The following is a 22,291-nucleotide window of genomic DNA, read 5'->3' on the forward strand; positions in this document are numbered from 1 at the left end:
CTAAAGCCAGTATGTCTCAAATTATTAAAAGCCTAACTTTATTTTTCATTTCAATCAATGTGTGTTTTGGACAAGGTGGACTTTCTTTTGAAAGCTCTGCAATTTTAGACAAGCAGACGACCTCACTTTTATTGCCTAAAAAAGAGCAAATAAGAGTAGGAAAAGAGATTAAACTAAAGTTTAATTTGTCGTTAAAAAAGTCTTATTTCATCGGTAATATTCTCAGGATTATTGGGGATGAAAAACATAAAATTGATCTCATTTATTATCCTGGAAAAAATAGAAGTGAGAATAGTTTGATCATTACTTTTGATCAAAAAAGACACCTTATACAGATACCGTTAAGTCAGTATGGTCAATATGTTGATTTAAGTGATTTTGAAATCAACATCAATCAATCAAAGAAAACTATTGTAGTTACAATTGGTAATCAAAAGTTCGAATCTTCTCTTACTGAATTTCCTTATCTATCAAATTTGAAACTCATTTTTGGATCATCCGAGGATAATGAAAATGAAATTATTCAAATACCTACTTTTACACTAAATAACGTTCAAATTTCTTCTCGTAAGAAAGACTATCACTGGCCTTTAAATGAGTATAAAGGAAGTAGTGCCAATGAGGTACATCATAATAAAGATGGAAGTGTAGAACGTCCAAATTGGCTTCTAAAAGATCATTATCATTGGAAAAAAATAGCAGAAGTAGAAACCGCTTTTCATCCAGCATTGGTGTATGATAGTCTTAAAAAAGAAATCATTTCTATCGACCAAAAATTTCTCAATAGGATCAATATAAGATCACAGAGAGTAGTTACCACCGAAGCACCAATTAAAGCGATTAAAACGGGAATTTTCGAAGGGATCAATCTGCCCAAAGAAAAGAAATACTTGGTTTTTGATATTCGCGGTAAATCTATTTCCTCTCTATATTATGGGGATACGGTAGCACAAAGAGTCATTAATAATAAAGATATGGTTGAATATCTTCACCCGAACATTTTTTATAATGACTCTACAAATGAGATCAAGGAGATCAATGGTTTTGGAATGTTTAAGTTTAAAACTGATTACCGAAAATATAATCGTACCTATGGAAAGAGAGAACTATGTCCTTTAAAAGGTGATAGCATTGCTCCAAGAAATCGAATGTCACAGTATAAACTCAATAATAATGAGTATTTACTTTATGGGGGCATAGGTAATGAAAATGGTGACCAAACTTATGGCTCACAGTTTTTTTATGATCTCTATAAAATCGATACTGAAAAAGATTCGATTACGAAACTTTGGGAGATGAAACCTCCGATTAAAAATATGAGTAATGTCGGAGATATTTACTTGGATAAAGATGGAAAATATTTTTACAGTGCGGTTTTTCTAAATAATAACCATAATACGACCATTCAACTGATGGCAATTAATATGGAAAATGGAGAATTGAATCCCGTTTCTGATACTATCAATCTAAAATATAGAGATACCCAATCTGAAATTAAATTATTTAGGAACCCTTATAATCACTCTTTCTATTTATGTTATTTGAATGGATCTTATTTGCAGAATACATCTATTTTGATGATTTATGAACTTAAAGGTCCACCTATTAATTCAATTCAAAGAGTAAAATTAGATCATTTAAGTCAGGCTGGAAGTGATAGTTTTAACTTTGGCTATTTTATCTTAATCATCGGTATTCTCATTCTTGTTTACTCTGTAAGCTATTTTTATCGTCCTAAAAAGGGGAAAACATCAAAAGATAAGAAGATTTTTGATACCCAAAAAGTAGAAGAAAAGCAGGAAGACTTCATTCCTTTTTACCCTATGGAAAAGGAGAAAAAACAAGATAAGAATGCGCTCTATATCTTTGGTAAATTTAAACTCTACGATAATGAAAACCGAAATATCTCCCATCAGGTCACTGAGAAACTAAAACAGGTATTCCTTATTATATTATTCTATCCTTTTACTCATCATCGACATATTACAACAAAAGAACTTACAGAACTTTTATGGCCTGATTCTACAAAAGCAAAATCTAAAAACAATCGTTCTGTGACCATACGTCGTTTACGTGTTATTTTAGAACAATGTGAAGGCATACAATTGGTATTTGAAAATAACGCCTGGGCCTTTTCATTTGATGATCTTTTTTACAACGAGTTTTACCATTTCCTAGAAGTGAAAGAGAAATTATATTATCAAAATGTAGCTATTAAAGACTATATCAACTTCTATCAAATCGTGGAAAAGGGTAGTGGTTTACAACCAATGGCATTTGAATATATCGATGAAACTTTATCTAAAATTAAATCTGAAATTTTAGAAACGCTCATTTACTCTGCAAAAAGGGTAAATGACTTATCATTTAAGAATCAAATTATCGATTGCATTTTTGAGTATGACAAATTGGATGAAGAGGCTTTAAATTTAAAAATTCAAACCTTATTATTAATGGATAAAAAGGTGCAGGCACATCAAGAGTTTACTAAATTTTCGAATTATCACCTTAAGTTCTTTGGAGAGCCCTACACCAAATCATTTGATGAAATTGTAGATTAATATAAACATCCGTACATCATTCTTTATTTAATTCGATATAATGTACTATTTACATTTATTCTCAATTATATAAATCATAATACAAAAAACATGATAACCATCATCAATTTTTCTTATCGATTTTAAATTCTTTGTGTTTTTAAAGAGTTGAATAGAATTAGATTTCTCTCTCAATGAAAATTCTATTTCTTCTTTATTGAAATGAGTTATCCACATTTACACCACAAACATGAAGTATATTTATTTCGTCGTGTTTTTTGTATCTACATTTTTTTCACACTCAGTAAATGCACAAGACCAACACGATGTTACATTATTATATAATGTAGATTTTAAGAAAAAAATTGAGTCCTATGGTAAAACACTACAACTAAACGGAGGAGGAACCTATATCAAATCGATACATAAACTATTTTCATGTGGTTTATATTTAGAAAAACCCAGTAATGATCCCCTTAAGATTATTTATTCTGAAGAATTAAGAATCATCGATTTGGTGATCACTTCCAATCAGTTTCAATCTCAACGTACTATTGATGAGATTAAAGATCTACACGAAAAAAATAAGGAATTATTAAAGAGTGGGAAATTTTCAACAATCCTCCAAAATATCAAAGAAGCTGATGTTGTCCTACCAAATACATTTGTAGAAACTTCTCACTTTTTTGAAAATGCCTTTGCCACATCAAATAATTATGCAACCGATAATTATCATTCTTATATAAGCGATTTTGCAAAGATTTTTGAAGATAAAAATACCATTGGAGACCATTATCGTTTCGAATTTCATGGAGAAGACGATACTAAGATTTTCCGAGACAATAATTTATTACTTGATATCCACCATAAAGAATTTCAGAACGCATTATTGAATGTTTTCATTGGAGGAAACGCACCCAATTCTTCTTTAAAAGACGATCTTCTTTCTAAATAGTCTTTGATATTTATCAATGAATTATCACTTCCAAAAAGTGCTTAATAAAAAAATCCCTCACTTTAGAAAAGCGAGGGATTTCATTTTACTACTATAATATTTTAATGCGAGTATCCCCACTCAGCATTAACTATTTGTTTCTTAATTATTCAGCAGGAGCAACTTCTTCCTCCTCTGGAGCGATACCAAATACTTTTTCTTTGATTTTCGCTTCCAACTCCTCCATTAATTCTGGATTCGACTTGATCAATTCTTTCACTGTTTCTCTACCTTGACCTAATTTAGATCCGCTGTAAGAGAACCAAGAACCTGCTTTGTTGACAATCTCAAATTCAACTGCCATATCCAATACCTCACCTGCACGAGAAATACCTTCGCCATAAAGGATATCGAATTCAGTTTGTTTGAAAGGAGGTGCCACTTTGTTCTTTTGTACTTTCACTCTTGTACGGTTACCAGTTACGTTATCAGCAGATTCTTTGATCGCACCGATACGACGGATATCCAAACGTACAGAAGCATAGTATTTTAATGCGTTACCACCTGTCGTTGTTTCAGGGTTACCGAACATTACACCAATCTTTTCACGTAATTGGTTAATGAAGATAGCTGAACAGTTTGTCTTAGAAATAGCACCCGTAATTTTACGAAGTGCTTGTGACATTAAACGAGCGTGAAGACCCATTTTACTATCACCCATATCGCCTTCCAATTCTGCTTTTGGTACTAAGGCAGCCACTGAATCGACTACTAATACGTCGATAGCACCTGAACGAACCAATTGTTCAGCGATTTCTAAAGCTTGTTCACCATGGTCTGGCTGAGCCACCAACAATCTTTCCATGTCGATACCCAATTTTTCAGCATACACTTTATCAAAAGCGTGTTCTGCATCAATAAATGCAGCCATACCACCTTGTTTTTGTGCTTCTGCAATAATGTGAAGCGTTAAAGTAGTTTTACCAGAAGATTCCGGACCGTAGATCTCGATGATACGACCTCTTGGAATACCTCCAACACCTAAAGCTAAATCAAGTCCTAAAGAACCTGTTGAAATTGCAGGAACATTTTCGACGCTGTCGTCTGTCATCTTCATAACAGCTCCTTTACCGAATTGTTTTTCCAATTTAGCAATAGTTGTTTCTAATGCTTTTAATTTTTCTGTGTTTTGCCCTTTATCCGCAGCCATGATAACTAAATATTTTTGTGTGTATGTTATTTCTTTTTGATCATCAACTTTTCTACTTCCGAATTGTTGATAATACAAACTTAGGGGAGTAGAACGTAATGTAGATACGTTCAAAGAATTTTTTTGATATTTTTTTCGATTATTTTTTAAACATATTTATCAAATAATCAAAATATAAACATTTAACGATTAATGTTTTATCAAATGTAAAACATGTTTTTGAAAAAAACCAACTTAGTTAAAATAAATAACATATAATTGATAAATAATTTATCATTTGATCAAAATAGAAGCTTTAATAGTACTTTTAAATGCATAAATTGAACATTATGTAGACAAATTTGTTTAACTCCTGCTTTTCAAAAGACTATTTGATAAAAAATAGAGACATCAATCTAAGAATCAGAGAAAAGATCGGTTCATTTCTTATACATTCTTCTTGCACATCACTTTATTTAATTACATTTGTAGATATAACTCACACTAATACATACATGAATAAACCACAAGATCTTATATCACTTATTGGAAATACCCCTCTTGTTAAAGTAGAAAACATGGATACGGGGAACTGTGAACTCTATTTAAAACTAGAGAACCAAAACCCTGGGGGATCTATTAAAGACCGTATTGCCTTAAGCATGATTGAAAATGCAGAAAAAGAAGGTAAAATTAAATCGGGAGATACCTTAATAGAAGCAACGGCTGGAAATACAGGACTTGGTCTTGCGTTAATTTCGGTTCTAAAAGGATATAAACTAATTCTTGTGATGCCCGATAAAATGAGTAAAGAGAAAATTGCTCACCTAAAGGCAATGGGTGTACAAGTATTATTAACTCGTTCTGATGTAGGTAAAGGACATCCGGAATATTACCAAGATATGGCAAAAGCGTTGGCAGAAGAAAAAGGATACTATTATATAGATCAATTTTCGAATCCGCACAATTCTTTGGCACACGAATTAACTACTGCTCCAGAGATCTATGCACAAATGGATCAGAATGTAGATGCAGTCGTAGCAGGTGTAGGTTCTTCTGGAACAATTTCAGGGATGGCTGCGTACTTTAAAAAGGTAAGTCCACAAACCGATTTAGTTTTAGCTGATCCAGAAGGTTCTATTCTAAAAGACTACATCGATAAGGGCGAATTTGGTGAAGCAGGTTCTTGGTATGTGGAAGGTATTGGCGAAGACTTTATTCCAGAAATTGCCGACTTCTCTCAAACAAAAACAGCTTACACTATCACAGATAAAGAAAGTTTCTCAACTGCACGAGAATTATTGATGAAAGAAGGCTTATTGGCTGGATCGTCGTCAGGAACATTGATCGCTGCAGCATTAAAATATTGTCAAGAACAAACAGAACCGAAAAGAGTGGTTACCTTTGTGTGCGACAGCGGTAACAAATACTTTTCAAAATTATTTAACGATCACTGGATGAAAGAAAAAGGGTTTATCGAAAAAGAGGTATATGGAGATTTGCGCGACTTGATCTCTAATCATTATGATAAAGGAGAGGTGGTAACAGCAAGCATCGAAGACACCTTATTAGATGCGTACAAAAAAATGAAGATGTACGATATTTCTCAACTTCCTATTATGGATGGTGATGAAATACTCGGAATCATCGACGAATCAGATATTTTATTTACGGTTTATGAAGACGAATCGGCTTTCGATCGATTTGCTGCAGAATGTATGACAAGTAATCTTGTGGTTATTCAAGCATCGGATAGTATCGACCGTTTGATGGAGATCTTCAGAGATGGTATGGTAGCTATTCTAATGAATGAAGATCAATTTGTTGGTTTAATTACTAAAATTGATGTGCTAAACCACCTTCGTCAGCAAACAGCTAATGATAAAGGTAAAGGTTGATTGATCAAAAATCATCACAAAGTATCCAAAGAAAGAGTCATAGAAATGGCTCTTTTTTTTTGCCTTTTAAAAAGTTCATTTGATATAAGACCTCACCGAAAATCAATTGATTTACATTTATTCAATGTTATATAAATACATTAACTACATATTTTTACATTAACAATTGAACTCATTTTCACTACTTTACAAGGTTGAATTCTTGATATAATACAATTTAAAAAAATAACGATACTATTTGTGAGGAATCATTCACTCTTCTAAAACAACATAAAACCTAAAAACAAGAGCAATTATTACACGAGTAAGAACGATGTGAAAAAAATTAATGTTTAGAAAGTAGAACTCGTTATCAACCTACATAATATGAACTTAATTTTGAATGACTACTTAAAACTTTTTGTACTTGCTATATTTCTCTGTATTCCGGTATCAACTATACTTGGGAATAATGTACGAATAACCACTTTAAACTATGGAGATAAAGATTTGAATGATCAAAGTATTCAAGTGAATCTTACTCTCGAATGGGATAATTCTTGGAAAGTAACCACTGGTCCATCCAATCATGATGCTGTTTGGTTGTTTGCAAAATTTAGAGATACTAATGGTATGTGGCAACATGTATTATTCAATTATGATATTAGTATGGATCATGGTCATTCAGAAATAAATGATTTAGCAACAATTGACCTTAGTAATGATGATGGTTTTGGTAATGCACATGGGGTATATATTCACAGTAAAGATCCAATTGCTCAACAAAGTGTGTCCTATGAATTATCGCTCAAATGGAATTATGGTCAGAATGGTTTAGGAAACGACGACGATTTAAGTATCCGATTCTTTGCTATTGAAATGGTTTATGTACCAGAAGCCGCCTTTGAATTGGGTTCATCAGGAACAGAAAATGGACATTTATACGAATACAATGGTTCAACTGTGACTGATACTTATACAGTAAATAGTGAAACAGAAATTACAATTGGTGAGTTACCTGGTAATCTTTGGTATGATATAAAAGACTCAACAGCATCTTACAAACAAGGTGATCAGTTAGGACCAATTCCTAATGATTTTCCTAAGGGTTACGAAGCTTTTTATTGCATGAAGTACGAAATCTCACAAGGTCTTTTCGCTGGATTTTTAAGTACTATAAATAAAGAATATGCAGATGAGTTATTAAAGAAGAAAACAAGCCAAAGGAATAATATTACCTCTGCAGATGATAGTATTTACACGGCAGCAGAACCCTATGCACCTCTTCAATTTTTATCATGGAAAGGATTAGCTGCTTTTTTAGATTGGTCAGCTTTACGACCAATGACAGAATTAGAATTCGAAAAAGCTTGTAGAGGAACAGCAACGCCTGTCGCCTTTGAATATGCTTGGGGAAATAACGATGTAGCAACCTCTGTGTATACCTATTCAAATGAAGGAACGAATACGGAAGTAGTGGCAACGAATTACTCTACAACTTTGGGAAATGCAATGTATAATAAGACCAATAATACTCAACCTTACAGAATAGGAAAAATGTCTTCATTCAACCTTGGCAGTACTATGACAAGAGTACAATCGGGAAGTACATTCTATGGTATTATGGAGATGAGTGGCAATATGGAAGAAAGAATTGTCAGCATCGGACGTCCTGAAGGAAGATCTTATACCGGTATGCATGGAGACGGTCAACTAAGTGAGGATGGATTGGCTAATGTTACAAATTGGCCAAGTAATTCTACTTCCATAGGCACCGGAGTGAAAGGGGGAACTTACAGCAAAGGTAATGGTAGAATGCGTATTTCTAACCGAATTTCAGCTTCCCAAACTTACAATAGTGAAAAGAAACAAATTGGAGGACGTGGTGTAAGAACAGCTCCTACCAATTAATATTCAAGATTTTAATTCTCGTTATATGAAATATATATATACGCTCTGCTTTATACTTTCCTCAATGGTAATGAATGCACAAGACATCTTCTCTGGTGGAGAAAGTAGCTTATTTACCTATGCAGAAATAATAGAAGACCCCGATTTACCCGTTACAATGGGTGATTTTAAAGTCACAAAAAATAACGCTGATGTAACGCTTTATTGGAGCACATACACAGAATTAAATAACGATTACTTCTCTATAGAAAGGTCTATTGATGGAAAACAATGGAAAGAAATAGGAAAGTTAAAAGGTTATGGAAATTCAAATCATGAAATCGAATATGAGTTTATAGATGAACAACCCTATTTAGGAACTGCTTACTACAGACTAAAGCAAGTAGATTTTGATGGACAGTTCGAATATTTCGGTCCACTAAAAGTAAGTGATTTCGATCAGACAGATGTGGTCATTTATCCCAATCCAAATAACGGGTCCTTTTATGTGACTCTACATGAAGAAGATATTCAATACTTAAAAATCTTCGATGGTATGGGAAAAGAAATACATTACAGTATTTATAAAAAAACAGACAAATTAGTACAAGTAGTTTTTCAAGAACATGTAAAAGGAATGTACTACTTGAAATTAAGAAATATTGGTTCACTACCTATAGTTATTCGTTGATTTAGTTACAGTAGAAAGAACAAACTTCATGGTTCGTCTAAAGGAAAATCTTTGTGAGATTTTCCTTTTTGTATAAAAAGAGTTTTGTAGGGTTTAAAAAAGCATGTAAAGAATATCTATAAAAACGATAAAAAATTAGTTTACATCACTTTACCATCTAATTCTTAGTTATCTATATAATATATCTAAGATTTTTCTTCATTAATTCTTTAATGACCTCAAAATATCACTAAAATCATATAATACTTACATAAGTTAGAACTAATTCTTTTTTAACCATGTTTGGATAGTAGTACAGCTTATTAACATCTATTTAGCATCATGAATAAACACTACTATTTGACTACTCTACTAATTTGTATCCTTACTGTAATTACACATGCGAATAATATTTCAGTAAACTCTTTATCCTTCCAGAATAAAGACACAGAGAACAAAACTGTAGAAATTAAAGTAAACATTACTTGGGATAATTCTTGGAAATTAACCGAGGCTCCAGGTAATTGGGATGCCGCTTGGGTATTTTTTAAATACAAAGTAGGTAACGGACAATGGTCTCACGTGAAGTTAAATTACGATCAATTAGACGCAGGACATTATGCCTTAAACGCAAACATTGATGTAAGTAATGATGACAATAATGGTAATGCACATGGTGCATTTGTATACAGCGATACACCAATACAACAGCAAAGCGTAAATTACGATTTATCATTTGTGTGGAATTATGGTGCAAACGCCGTTAACGATGATGATAAAATCAAAATCAGAGCATTTGCCATAGAAATGGTATACGTTCCTCAAGGGGCTTATCATTTGGGGTCTGGAGGTAACGAAAAAGGTCATTTTTATAAATACAATGGTTCTACTGATACAGACACGTACTATGTTGACAGTGAAAACTCAATTACTATCGGTAATCAATCAAATAATTTATATTACGATACTGCCAGCATAAACCATCAAGGAGATCAAACAGGAGTATTATCAGAAAGTTTTCCGAAAGGTTACAATGCATTCTATTGCATGAAATATGAAATCACTCAAGCACAGTTCACTGCATTTCTAAGTACCATAGATTTTGATGATGCAACTAACCTTATTCGTAAACAAGAAAAAGGTAGAAATTTGATTGTAAATACTGACAGTGTAGTGTACTCCGATCAACCTTATGTTCCAATTCAATATTTATCATGGCAAGGATTGGCTGCCTACTTAGATTGGGCTGCATTAAGACCTATCACAGAATTGGAATTTGAAAAAGCTTGTCGTGGAACTCAAACCCCTGTTCCAAATGAGTACGTTTGGGGTAATACATTACTAAATGAAAACGATTACACTACAGTTAATGAAGACACTAAATCGGAATCTATTTCAAGTAATTTTTCAATGAATACAGGTAATGCTAATTACAAGAAAAACTCTAATGGTACTTACAAACCCTATCGTACAGGGAAGTTCTCAGGATATTCTACAGGAGCTTCATTAACAAGAGTACAAGCAGGTGCTACTTATTATGGAATTATGGAAATGAGTGGAAATGTTTCTGAAAAAGTAGTGACTGTGGGTCATGAAAAAGGTAGAGTTTTTACTGGAGAACATGGAGATGGACATTTATGTCCTGATGTTGGTCTTGCAGATGTTGAAAATTGGCCTTGCAATGATACTGCTTTAGGTAGTGGAGTAAGAGGTGGTTCTTACAATAGAAGTAAAAACCTTTTGGAAACATCAAATAGAAAATTAGCAGCGAGAAACTATTATCAAGAATACCGTCAGTTGGGCGGTAGAGGAGGAAGAACAGCTCCGACAGAATAACCATCAAAACCTATCAGTTTATTACCCAATAATTACGAACCTATGAAAAAATTTTACTTCTTATTTATAATCACTTTTAACTCTTTTGAAGTATTCTGTCAAGATATTTTCTCTGGAGGAGAAAGTAGCGATTTTGGTTTTATCGAATTAGTAGAGGGAGATGATTTACCCATAGATTTGGCTTACTTCAAAGCAAATTTGGTCGATAATCAAGTTGCTATTGAATGGTCTACTGCCACAGAGATTAACAACTCTCACTTTGTGATCGAAAAATCTTCTGATAAAACAAATTGGTTTGAATTAGCTGTTATTGAAGGTAATGGTAACTCAAATACTACAATTAATTATTCATACACAGATCAAAATATTACTCACAACACTGTTTATTATAGATTAAAACAAGTTGATTTTGATGGTCAGTTTAAATATTACCAACCTGCAAAAGTTAGCTTTGATGTGGAAAATCTAATCAATGTGTATCCTAACCCAAGTACAGGTGTGATTAACATTGCAACCAACTTTTTAGGTTCATCAGAAACGTTATCACTTTACTCTTCTGCAGGTCAGGAACTACAAATTGATAGAAAGACCATTATTAGCGATAACCAATTACAATTGAATCTATCTCATTTAGAGAGTGGTGTCTATTTTCTTAAGGTGAATGGCTTCACCAAAAGAATTATGATTCAATAAAAATATATATCTCCTCACACTTAACGTTTCAATGGTAAAGTGAAGACTGTCTACGACGGTTTTCACTTTTTTTATAAAATGAATAGGGGTAAAGGATTAGCGAAGGGTCATTAATTCGAACAACAATCAAATGATCTCTGAATAATGAAAAATAAACTTCTTATCACATTCCTGTTATTGATATCAACTCATCTGATATACGCTCAAACATCACTTATTAAAGGTAAAATCACTGATAAAGTGACTCACCAACCAATTATTGGTGCAACGATTCAAATCGAGAATTCAGATCCTATTATTGGTGCAACTACTGATATTGATGGTCATTTTATCATCAAAGGTTTAAAAGTAGGACGTTATACTTTAATCATACATTCTGTTGGTTATCAAAAAGTGAGAAAGACAGAAGTTTTGGCTTCAGGAATTGATGCTCAACAATTGGAGTTTCAATTAAACGAAGAGGTGACTACTTTAGAAGGGGTAACGATTACTTCTTCAAACGATAAAGATGCCAATAATGTGATGGCCACGGTGAGTAGTCGTTCTTTTTCAGTAGAACAATCAAGTCGTTTTGCAGGTGGATTGAGCGATCCTTCTCGTGTAGCCTATAACTTTGCTGGGGTGACGTTTTCTTCTCCTCAAGATAATGGAGTGGTTATTAGAGGTAACTCTCCTTCCTCCGTTTTATGGAGAGTAAATGATTTGGATGTGTATGGTGCTGCCCATTTTGGTGGTGGTAACTTGGCAGGAGCTGGTTTGATATCCATCTTTAGTACCAACTTATTACGCAGCACAGACTTCTTCACTGGTGCATTCCCATCAGAATACTCTAACAGTACGTCCGGAGTATTTGATATTAATTTCAGAAAAGGGAATACAGAAAAGCATAGTCATTCTGTACAGCTGGGTATTTTGGGTGTTGACCTTTCTTCAGAAGGTCCAATTAACAGAGAAAAAGGATCTTCTTATTTAGTGAACTACAGACATGGCTTCATTGGATATATTGGTAAATTATCTGGTGGTACGGCTCCTAATTTTCAGGATTTATCATTTAATCTTTCTTTCCCCTCTAAAAAATACGGTAACATAAATGTTTGGGGTATGGGTGGTTTAAGTGATATTGAAACACCTTATAAAAAATATCAACATCAAATAAAAAATAAAGATAAAGAAGATGAAAACCCTGAAGTAAAAATCAAATACAGAGAATACGAACAAGATTATTTAGATAAGGATATTGATTTTGGAATGGGTGCATTCGGGGTAAACCATACAAAATCAATAGGATCTTCGAGTGTTTTAAAAACTACTTTAGGGGTGACTGCCAATAAGTATGCTAACACTACCCGTTTCTTCGAAGAAGTAGCTGATACATTAAATGAAGGAACACTTCATCCTTACGAAAACCAAAAAAACATAGATTATAAAGTTTCTTTGGCAACGACTTTAACTTCTAATATCACTTCTAAATTGATTAATAAATCTGGCGTAAGAGTCGATCTATTATCCACGGACGCTTATGCTTATAAAGCTGACTCATTGTATGGAAATCTAAATGAGGTATTTAGAACAAACAGTAGTGCTTATAACTTGAATGCATTTACTGATTTTAAATATCAGTTGTTCCCTAAATTTAGTGTAAATGCTGGATTGGCAATGACGAAGTTTGAACTTACTGATGAGGTATCCTTAGAACCTAGAATGGGAATGCAATACACGCCTACTAAAGATATTATTCTTGGAGTGGCTTACGGTAGACATAGCAAAAAAGAAGAATTGAAAGTGTATTCGTTTATTAATCCACTTACTCAAAAGGTAAATGACATGAAACTATCCAAATCGGATCATTATGTAGGTAGTGTAAAAATTAACCTCACTAAAAATATTCGATTAACGACAGAGGTTTATTACCAAGAATTATTTGATGTACCTGTAATGCAAGGAACGCCATATTCTTTTGCGAACTATACCAAATTGTGGAACAGCGATGCACCAATAGTGAATACAGGAACAGGCGTAAATAAAGGGATTGATGTTACATTAGAACGTTCTATGGTGAATGGCTTTTACTACATGCTTTCTGGATCTTTATACGATTCAAAATATACAGACGATCTTGGAGTTACCAGAAATACATTGTTCAATAGAAATTATATGGCCACCATTACCGCAGGGAAAGAGATTGTAGTAAAAGGAAATCGTCTATTAGGGTTTAACATCAATGCCACTTATTTGGGTGGTGTGCCTTTAACTCCTTACGATGAACAAGCTTCACATGATCAACAAAAAATAGTCTATAAAGAAAATGAGTTGTACTCTATCAAAGGTCAAGACGAAATTTGGATGAACTTTGGGATTACTTATAAAATTCCGAAAAAGAAAAGTGTGAGGACTTGGGGATTGGATATGCAAAATGCTTTGCTAACAGAACAAACGGCAGGGTACAAATACAATCTTAGAGAACAAAAGGTAGAAGAGGATAGAGTATTCTTTATTCTTCCCAACTTCTATTATAAAATTACATTCTAATAAAAAATGGGTGATGCCTTTTAAGACATCACCCATTTTTATTACCGTTTAAAACATCTTTTTTAGATACTTAAACATCGGCTGATATTTCTCTTTTAGATAATCCATATAGGCATGAAAGTCACCATTAAAGTCTTCCTCAAACTCCTTCTTAAATTCGTTTTGCTTACTTCTGTAGCGTTTATAACTCATAAAGAAAGTATTGTTAGGAGTGAAGTCATCGAAGTAAGTACAGTAATTATAATTTGAAAACGATAAATGCTGTAGCCCCTCCGTAATTTCTTTAATCTTTTGATCTTTTAATTGCTGCTTTTCTTCTACCGACATTTGATCAGTAAAAGTCTGATAAAGGCTATCTAAAGCATGTGTTGATTTTAAGATATACTCAGAGAATGTTTTACGATCACCACTTCGAGCCATAAACTTGATATACTCTTCAGAATACTTTCCATACTTATAAATCAAGAATCTTTTGGCTCCTTCGTCTCCTACAAAATCAGCTAGATTTTCGTTATAGGTGATACTTCCCTTTACATATAGTGTTCCATGTGTTAGCTCATGAATGACCAATTGTGCAAGGCTTCCAGTACTTCTTTCTAGCATACTACTCAATATAGGATCATTGAGTACTCCTAAAGTAGACCAAGCAGAAACTTCTCTTACATCAGCATCCCAACCTTCTTTTCTCAATTCATCTCTTTCAGTTGTTGCTAGATCTTTAATAAAATAGCCTTTATAAGGAAACGAACCTGCAATAGGAAACGACCATCTTTTTGGGGTAAGTTCAAAAGGTTTACAAGCCGTTACATTCCACAAAATAGGTTCTCCTTTTTGATCATACATCTTTGTGTAGCTTTCTGTATAATCCAGCCCTAAAGAATCTATAGTAAACTGACGGATTTCTTGTATTAGATGAATCTTGGCTTTTTGTTTCTCACTTATTTCGGGGTCTTCTAAATAAGATGATAAAGGTTTAGCATCAAAAATTATTTGTAATTGACCTTTACCCTGACGAATACCATATAAGGCTTCTTCGTGATAATACCCTAAGAAAAGCAGGAGGAAAAATAATATCCCTAAAAAAATCTTCTTGACCATTCTTTATCAAATTATTGAGGGGATAAAGATACATTTTATCTAAGAAAAAAGGCATCACCAATAAATTGAAATTAAACTTTAAGATAATTACCAAAAATAAAAGGCTGCTTCTTTACGAAACAGCCTTTGAGTATCTAATTAATTTTCAATATCGTCTTGATCAAGGTGAATATTTTCAGTATTTCTATTTCCATCATCATCAGTATACCAATTTTGTTTTGATGTACCTCCTGATGTAGAGAATAAACTAAAGTTGTTATACGCTTGAGTAATATCTACATTCTCTTTTGGCGGATGGAATTTATGACCAATGCTTAATCCCCACGGGTGATTAGTAGCCGTTCTATACGACCCTACATCATCTGTGTTATTTCTGTAAGCTTGGTTAAATTTTGATGTTGGTGAATATCCCGCTAAGTGCACCTCTTTATCTCTTGTATTGACAAAGATAAATGGATTGAATCCAGAGAAATTAAGCGTTTCTGCACTAATAGGTTGAGTAAATGTAATCACCATATCAATGTCATCACTCTTCTTAATTTGCTTATTACCTACTTGTCTTACAATTCCATTTTGATTATCAAAAACTACAACTACTGGATTAGCCGCAGAAATCCCTGTTTCCAAACCTTTAGCATCTAAAGTTACTGTACCTGCTGTTAAATTATGTCCTGTTACACTAGCAATAGAATCTGCTGGGAATGGTAACTGAATAGCAAATCCAGATTGATAAAGTGCTTCTACTGTTTTTGCTACATACTTTGATTCTATTCTTACTACTTTATTATCAGCATTGGTTACAAAATTATGTCTATAGTCAATGATTACATCATTAAAATCATAATCACCTTCTTCTGGATAGAAATCTTCAAAAGCATAAGTACCGAATCCGTTCTCACCTGGATAGTAGTTATCAAAAGTTATATTAGGATCATTAGGGTATTGGTCAAATCCGTCGTTTACACCATCACCATCTGAATCTTGACCCGCGAAATCATCATCACTACATAAAAATGCTGCTAAATCGTTTACCGGTCTTCCGGCTCTATGAACGATAGCCCAAGAACCATCCTTCTTGTCTATTTTAAAGATTTTAGAATTACTACCATTAGATGATGCATAAATATTATCGAAACGGTCAATGGCAATACCCGTTAAATAGTAACTAAAGTTATCTGCACTTATTCGAGCAGCTTCGTAAACAGTTGTATCAGAATTTGGATCTAAACGGTATAAACCACCTTTACAAGCTAAATATAAATCACCGATCGAATCAAAAATGAAGTCTCCTCCTTTGTTTTTATCATCTGGAATGTTTGTAAGAGTTACATTCTTTATAGCATTACCTGTTGTAGGATCAAGAAGAGCAATATCATTACCGGCACCAACAATTATTACATTATCCTTCATGGTCATTCTAGGATAACCGTTATTGATATTACTACTTTCTGTGGTTAAAGTCTTTATTAGAGTAGGAGTAGATCCACCTAAACTTCTTCTATATAAAGCACCTTTCACATCATAATACATTATATCATTTTCTTGATCATACGTCATCGCATAACATTTCTCCTGAATGTTTGCGTATTCAGTAAAAGAATATTCATTTTCTTGGTGAATGGTAAATGATTTTCCTTGACCGTTAATGGCGACAAGATAATCTTCACAAACATTTCCTCTTCTTTGATTATTTGCTTCTTGTCTAATAAAAGTACTTTTTAATACTGCTGCAGTATCAAAGTCGACAAAAGCATATTCAGAATAAATGGCTAATTTTTTCTCCCATTGTAATTCTGCAGCATCTTTAGTAATAATTAGTTCTTTAACGTATGTTGGAACTGTTATTCTCGTTTCATATAAACCTTTACTATCAGAAGTACCTTCTGCAATATCAATAAGATCACCTTGATCGTTTTTAAAGGCTACATTGATAATACTATTTCTAGCATAATTAGAAGAGGTTACTTTAAGATGAATGTTTTGTGTTGTTGAGAAATCAAAATCATTAGGTATTTCAAGCTGGGCAAAAGTTTCACTAGCATTGTTCTGTGCTGGTTCTTGTGTAGTTTCTTTTACACATGAGCTAAACAAGACCATAATGCCTAGTAAATATTTTAATCGTTGATTGATCATAAGGGATATGTTATTAGGTGTTAATCGATAATGTAACCATTAATTCAAAAAATTAATTCATTCACATTTTTCAACTTGTGTAATATGGCTCTTTGATTTTGAATAATAATCTAGGGTTTTCGGTCAGTTTATTAGAAAAATTATATTTATAAAATAATAAAATACCAATACAGACATGTAATTAATTAGTTTATTCTTATCAATAAATAAATAATACTATTTTACCATTCCTCTAATTCATACATATGAGTATTCTAAGAGTAAAGAAAAAGCCAACCTTAAATAAGGCTGGCTGTATGTATTAATTATCTAAATGTATTTTATCTACGTTTCTGTTACCAGAATCATCGGTATACCAATTACGTTTTGTGGTACCACCAGAGGTAGCAAAACCACTAAAGTTATTATAAGCATTGGTAATGTCTACATTCTCTTTTGGAGGATGGAAAGTATGACTTATACTTAATCCCCATGGATGATTCGTTGATGTCTTAAATCCTCCAACATCGGCTCCTTTATTAATAAATTCTGAATCGAATTTGGTAGTAGCAGATTTACCACTTAAGTGTATTTCTCGACTTCTTTCGTGTGCAAAAATGAAAGGATTAAAGTTCTCAAAATTTAAATAGGATGTCGTAATAGGTTGTGTAAACGTTGTGGTCATATCCATTTCCCCACTCGTTTTAATATCACTACCACTAACAATAGCATTCTGATTATCAAATACTATAATAACAGGCTTACTATCCGGTATTCCCGTTTCTGTTCCTTTTCCGTTTAAGCTGACCATTCCTGTTGATAAGGTACTTCCTGTTACTGAGGTAATCGAATCTAATAGTATCGGTAATTCAATTCCAAAACCAGAGTTAAGTGATGCATTCACTGACTTTGCAATATATTTTGATTCCATTTTTACTACCATATTATTTGCATTGGTAATAAAATTATGTCTGTAATTCACAATCACATCATTAAAATCATAATCACCTACTGCAGGGTATAAGTCTTCAAAAGCATAGGTTCCAAAACCATTCGATCCGGGGTAATAATTATTAAATGCTAATGCTGGATCATTCGGATATTCATCAAAACCATCGCTTATTCCATCTCCATCTGAATCTTGACCAGCAAAATCATCATCCGAACAAATAAATGCTGCTAAATCGTTACATCTTCTATTGAGTGTATTGACAATAACATATGAACCATCTTGTTTATCTAATTTGATAATCCTAGAATTACTATCATTTGAAGAAGCATAAATGTTATCAAAACGATCTATCGCAATACCTGTCAAATAATAAGGAAAGTTATCCGCACTAATACGAACCGCATTAAAAACAGTTGTATCAGCATTCATCTCTAATCTGTAAAGACCACCTGAACATGCTTGATATAAATCGCCATTGGAATCAAAAACTAAATCTCCTCCATTATTTTTATTCGAAGGAAAATTAGTCACAGTAATATTTTTGAGAACATTACCTGTTGTTGCATCTAAAATAGCATAGCTACCTCCATCACCAATATATATTTTACCATCTTTGAGTGTCATTCTTGGATAACCATTATTCAAACCTGTACTTGAAGTGGCAATAGAAGTGATTAATGTAGAAGTTGACTCACCAAGAGTTCTTTTGTATAATTTACCGGCTACGTCATAATACATAATATTGTTATCCTGATCATAAGCCATTGCCCATGAGTTGGATTCAATATTCGGATATTCTGTAATAGAATATTGGTCTTCTTGATGAATAGTAAATGATTTTCCTTGACCATTTGTGGCTACTAAGTAATCTTCACAACTCGAATTTTTTGTCCTTGAAGTACTTTCTTCAGGTAATACTCTATGAAATGTTTTGGTAGGTGGTGTGTCTATATCAAATTCTATAAAAGCATATTCACTGTTAATTGAAATACTTTTTTCCCATTCCAACTCTGCTGCAACTTTTACAACTCTAAGCTCATCGACATAAGATGGAATATCAAGTTTTGTTTCGTAAATACCTCCATCAATAGAATAACCTGTATTGATTTTTACTCTGTTATTATTGTCATCCAAAAAATAAACAGTGTATAAACTATTGTTTGAGAAATTGGTAGATAGAACTTTAAGATGTACGCTTTTAGAAGTTGAAAAATCAAAGTCCGCTGGGATTTCAAGTTGGGCAAATTTTTCTCCACCATTACTTGCATTTGATGGATCATTTTCTGTTTCTCTGACACATGAACTAGCACATATCAGAAATGATAGTAGTAAAGATAATCGATAATTGAACATATGATATAATTAATAGTTATTGATCAACAATAAAACCATCAATAAAGAAAATTAATTCAATTCCTTTTTTTACTTGATGTAACTGATTACTATCAAAATGAAAAATTATAAAATAGTTTACTATGTAATATTAGAATAATCATATCATCAAATCTAAAAAACACAACTTAACACATGTATATAAAAATATATTATTTATAAATTATAAAAAAGTACTATTTTATTTTACTCAAATTCATACATATTTATCCTACAATTTATCGATTAAAAGTACATCTATACAAATTTACGCTAATACAAAAATGATGTATTCAAAGATGTAGAAACCCAGTTATCACACATAAGTTTATAAAAAAACCAACCTAAAAAGGTTGGTTATAAACGAGAACAATTAATTGTCTAAGTGTATATTTTCTTCATTTCTATTTCCAGTATCATCGGTGTACCAATTTGTATTTGATGTACCTCCGGAAGTAGCGAATGCACTGAAGTTATTGTATGCATTTGTGATATCAATATTCTCCTTCGGAGGGTGGAAAGTATGTGCAATACTTAATGCCCATGGATGATTCGTTGATGTTTTAAATGATCCTATATCATCACCACTTGTAAAGTTATTTGCATCAAATTTTTGGGTGGGTAGTTTACCACTTAAATGCACTTCTCTACTTCGTTCGTTGACGAATATAAACGGATTAAGATTTTCAAAATTAATTAAACCAGTAGTAATTGGTTGCGTAAAGGTCATCACCATATCCATTTCACCACTTGTTTTAATCTCTCCACCTGTAACAATTGAGTTTTGATTATCAAAAACAACAACAACTGGCTTATCATTAGAAACTCCTGTTTCTGTTCCTTTAGCGTTTAATGTGACAATACCGGAAGTTAAAGTTGAACCTGTAACATTTGCAATAGAATCTAACTTAATCGGGAACTCAATAGCGAAACCTGAATTAAAGCTTGCATTAACTGATTTGGCAATGTATTTCGACTCTAATTTTACTACTAGGTTATTTGCATTTGTAATACTGTTATGTCTGTAATTCACGATAACATCGTTGAAATCGTAATCACCAACAACTGGGTAATAATCTTCGAATGCATAAGATCCAAAACCATTAGTACCTGGAATATAATTATTGAATGCTAGATCCGGGTCATTTGGATATTCATCAAAACCATCGTTCACACCATCTCCATCTGAATCTTGCCCTGCAAAATCATCATCATCACAAATAAATGCAGCTAAATCGTTACAGGTTCTATTCAATGTATCTACAATTGCAAATGAACCATCTTGCTTATCTAATTTGATAATTTTAGAATTAGACTCATTAGTTGATGCATAAATGTAATCGAAACGATCAATGGCAATACCTGTTAAATAATATGGGAAATCATCAGCGCTTAAACGAACAGCATTGTAAACGGTAGTATCTGCATTCATTTCTAACCTATATAAACCACCTGAACATGCTTGGTAAAGATCACCTTCTGAATCGAAAACTAAATCACCACCTCCATTTTTATTGTTTGGGAAATTAGTAACAGAGATATTTTTAAGTGTATTACCTGTTTGAGCATCAAGAATAGCATAATCTCCATTACCTCCGATATACAGCATTCCATCTTTGAAAGTCATACGTGGATATCCATCGTTTAAACCCGCGTAAGAAGTATTAATTGTTGTAATAAGAGTAGAAGTGGAAGTCCCTAAAGTTCTTTTATAAAGCTTTCCTTTTACATCATAGTACATGATATTGTTTTCTTGATCATAAGCCATTGCCCATGATTTTGCCTCAATGTCTGCATAGTCAGTAATAGAGTAATTGTTTTCTTGATGTATAGTGAAAGATTTACCTTTACCATTTGTAGCCACTAAATAATCTTCACAAACAGTAGCTCCTCTTTGATTACTTGATGCAGTAACTCTCGAAAAAGTTTTATCTAGTTTTGATAACACATTGAATGCGACGTATGCATATTCACCTACAATATTGATTTTTTGTACCCATTGCAATTCTGCTGCATTTTTTTGTACATATATATCTTTAACGTAAGTAGGTAAACTAATAAAGGTTGTGAACTCTTCTTCACCATTAAAAAATCCAGATCCTAATTTTACTTTATTATTACCGTCATCGAGGAAGTAATAACTGTATATTATATCATTGACAAAATTAGTTGACTTGATTTTTAAAGCCACCCTTTTTGATGTATTGAAATTAAAGCCAAATGGGATATCAATTTCTGAAAAATTAGTTGAAACGTCAGGCGTGCTTGGTGCCTCTTGATTATCAAGGTCCTTAACGCATGATGAAAAAATGAAGGTAGATGAGATGATAAATAAGTAGATAATTTTATTCATAAGCTTGTAATTTTTGCATTCGTTTATATAACCAAAGAGGTAGAAAATTAATTCCAGCATGTTTTTACAACCTATGTAAAGTGATATCCATATTTCAACTATAAATAGCCCTTTTAAATATCAATATTAGAATAGTTATATATTGAGAAAGATATTATCCAAGTTTATCCATGTAATGAAAAATATTTTATTTTATAATTAATAGACTCATTATCATTTAAATAATTATTTCTAACAGCTATGACAT

At 32.6% G+C, this 22,291-nt stretch carries 13 protein-coding genes; 8 read left to right on the top strand and 5 right to left on the bottom strand.

Going from position 1 to position 22,291, the window contains the following annotated elements; genetic code table 11:
* Nucleotides 1-11 precede the first annotated feature (11 nt).
* Together KMW28_RS00250 and KMW28_RS00255 are read left to right on the top strand one after the other, a co-directional pair.
* Nucleotides 12-2,561, top strand: coding sequence for a hypothetical protein (locus KMW28_RS00250; RefSeq protein WP_169665776.1), 2,550 nt, complete (start codon nt 12-14; stop codon nt 2,559-2,561).
* A 229-nt stretch (nt 2,562-2,790) separates the two neighbouring features.
* On the top strand, nt 2,791-3,495 hold the full coding sequence (locus tag KMW28_RS00255) for a chalcone isomerase family protein (protein WP_169665778.1): 705 nt from the start codon (nt 2,791-2,793) through the stop codon (nt 3,493-3,495).
* 145 nt (nt 3,496-3,640) lie between these two features.
* On the opposite strand, the gene recA is transcribed toward KMW28_RS00255, so the two are convergent.
* On the bottom strand, nt 3,641-4,684 hold the full coding sequence (gene recA, locus KMW28_RS00260; RefSeq protein WP_169665876.1) for a recombinase RecA: 1,044 nt from the start codon (nt 4,682-4,684) through the stop codon (nt 3,641-3,643).
* 494 nt (nt 4,685-5,178) lie between these two features.
* Between recA and KMW28_RS00265 the strand changes: the two genes are divergently transcribed.
* From KMW28_RS00265 to KMW28_RS00290, 6 genes are all read left to right on the top strand, one after another.
* Nucleotides 5,179-6,561, top strand: a complete 1,383-nt coding sequence (locus KMW28_RS00265) for a pyridoxal-phosphate dependent enzyme (RefSeq protein WP_169665780.1) — start codon at nt 5,179-5,181, stop codon at nt 6,559-6,561.
* 366 nt (nt 6,562-6,927) lie between these two features.
* The gene (locus KMW28_RS00270) at nt 6,928-8,451 is read left to right on the top strand and encodes an SUMF1/EgtB/PvdO family nonheme iron enzyme (RefSeq protein WP_169665782.1); all 1,524 of its coding nucleotides are present in this window, start codon (nt 6,928-6,930) and stop codon (nt 8,449-8,451) included.
* 25 nt (nt 8,452-8,476) lie between these two features.
* A complete protein-coding gene (locus tag KMW28_RS00275) occupies nt 8,477-9,121 on the top strand; it encodes a T9SS type A sorting domain-containing protein (protein ID WP_169665784.1) in 645 nt (214 codons plus the stop codon).
* Nucleotides 9,122-9,907: 786 nt separating this feature from the next.
* Nucleotides 9,908-10,936 (top strand): formylglycine-generating enzyme family protein, encoded by a 1,029-nt coding sequence (locus tag KMW28_RS00280; RefSeq protein WP_394369907.1) that lies wholly within the window; start codon nt 9,908-9,910, stop codon nt 10,934-10,936.
* Nucleotides 10,937-10,978: 42 nt separating this feature from the next.
* Nucleotides 10,979-11,629, top strand: a complete 651-nt coding sequence (locus tag KMW28_RS00285) for a T9SS type A sorting domain-containing protein (RefSeq protein WP_066211169.1) — start codon at nt 10,979-10,981, stop codon at nt 11,627-11,629.
* Between the two features lie 144 nt (nt 11,630-11,773).
* Nucleotides 11,774-14,158, top strand: coding sequence for a TonB-dependent receptor (locus KMW28_RS00290; RefSeq protein ID WP_169665786.1), 2,385 nt, complete (start codon nt 11,774-11,776; stop codon nt 14,156-14,158).
* Between the two features lie 48 nt (nt 14,159-14,206).
* Here the strand turns inward: KMW28_RS00290 and KMW28_RS00295 are convergent, their stop codons facing one another.
* The 4 genes from KMW28_RS00295 to KMW28_RS00310 form a co-directional block, all read right to left on the bottom strand.
* The gene (locus KMW28_RS00295) at nt 14,207-15,256 is read right to left on the bottom strand and encodes an aminopeptidase (protein WP_169665788.1); all 1,050 of its coding nucleotides are present in this window, start codon (nt 15,254-15,256) and stop codon (nt 14,207-14,209) included.
* 138 nt (nt 15,257-15,394) lie between these two features.
* Nucleotides 15,395-17,389 carry an LruC domain-containing protein gene (locus KMW28_RS00300; RefSeq protein WP_169665790.1) on the bottom strand — a complete coding sequence of 665 codons (1,995 nt, stop codon included), beginning with the start codon at nt 17,387-17,389 and terminating at the stop codon, nt 15,395-15,397.
* A 301-nt stretch (nt 17,390-17,690) separates the two neighbouring features.
* On the bottom strand, nt 17,691-19,673 hold the full coding sequence (locus KMW28_RS00305) for an LruC domain-containing protein (RefSeq protein WP_169665792.1): 1,983 nt from the start codon (nt 19,671-19,673) through the stop codon (nt 17,691-17,693).
* Nucleotides 19,674-20,064: 391 nt separating this feature from the next.
* Nucleotides 20,065-22,044, bottom strand: a complete 1,980-nt coding sequence (locus KMW28_RS00310; RefSeq protein ID WP_169665793.1) for an LruC domain-containing protein — start codon at nt 22,042-22,044, stop codon at nt 20,065-20,067.
* Nucleotides 22,045-22,291 lie beyond the last annotated feature (247 nt).

The sequence above is a fragment of the Flammeovirga yaeyamensis genome (assembly GCF_018736045.1).
In the GTDB taxonomy this organism is placed as follows: domain Bacteria; phylum Bacteroidota; class Bacteroidia; order Cytophagales; family Flammeovirgaceae; genus Flammeovirga; species Flammeovirga yaeyamensis.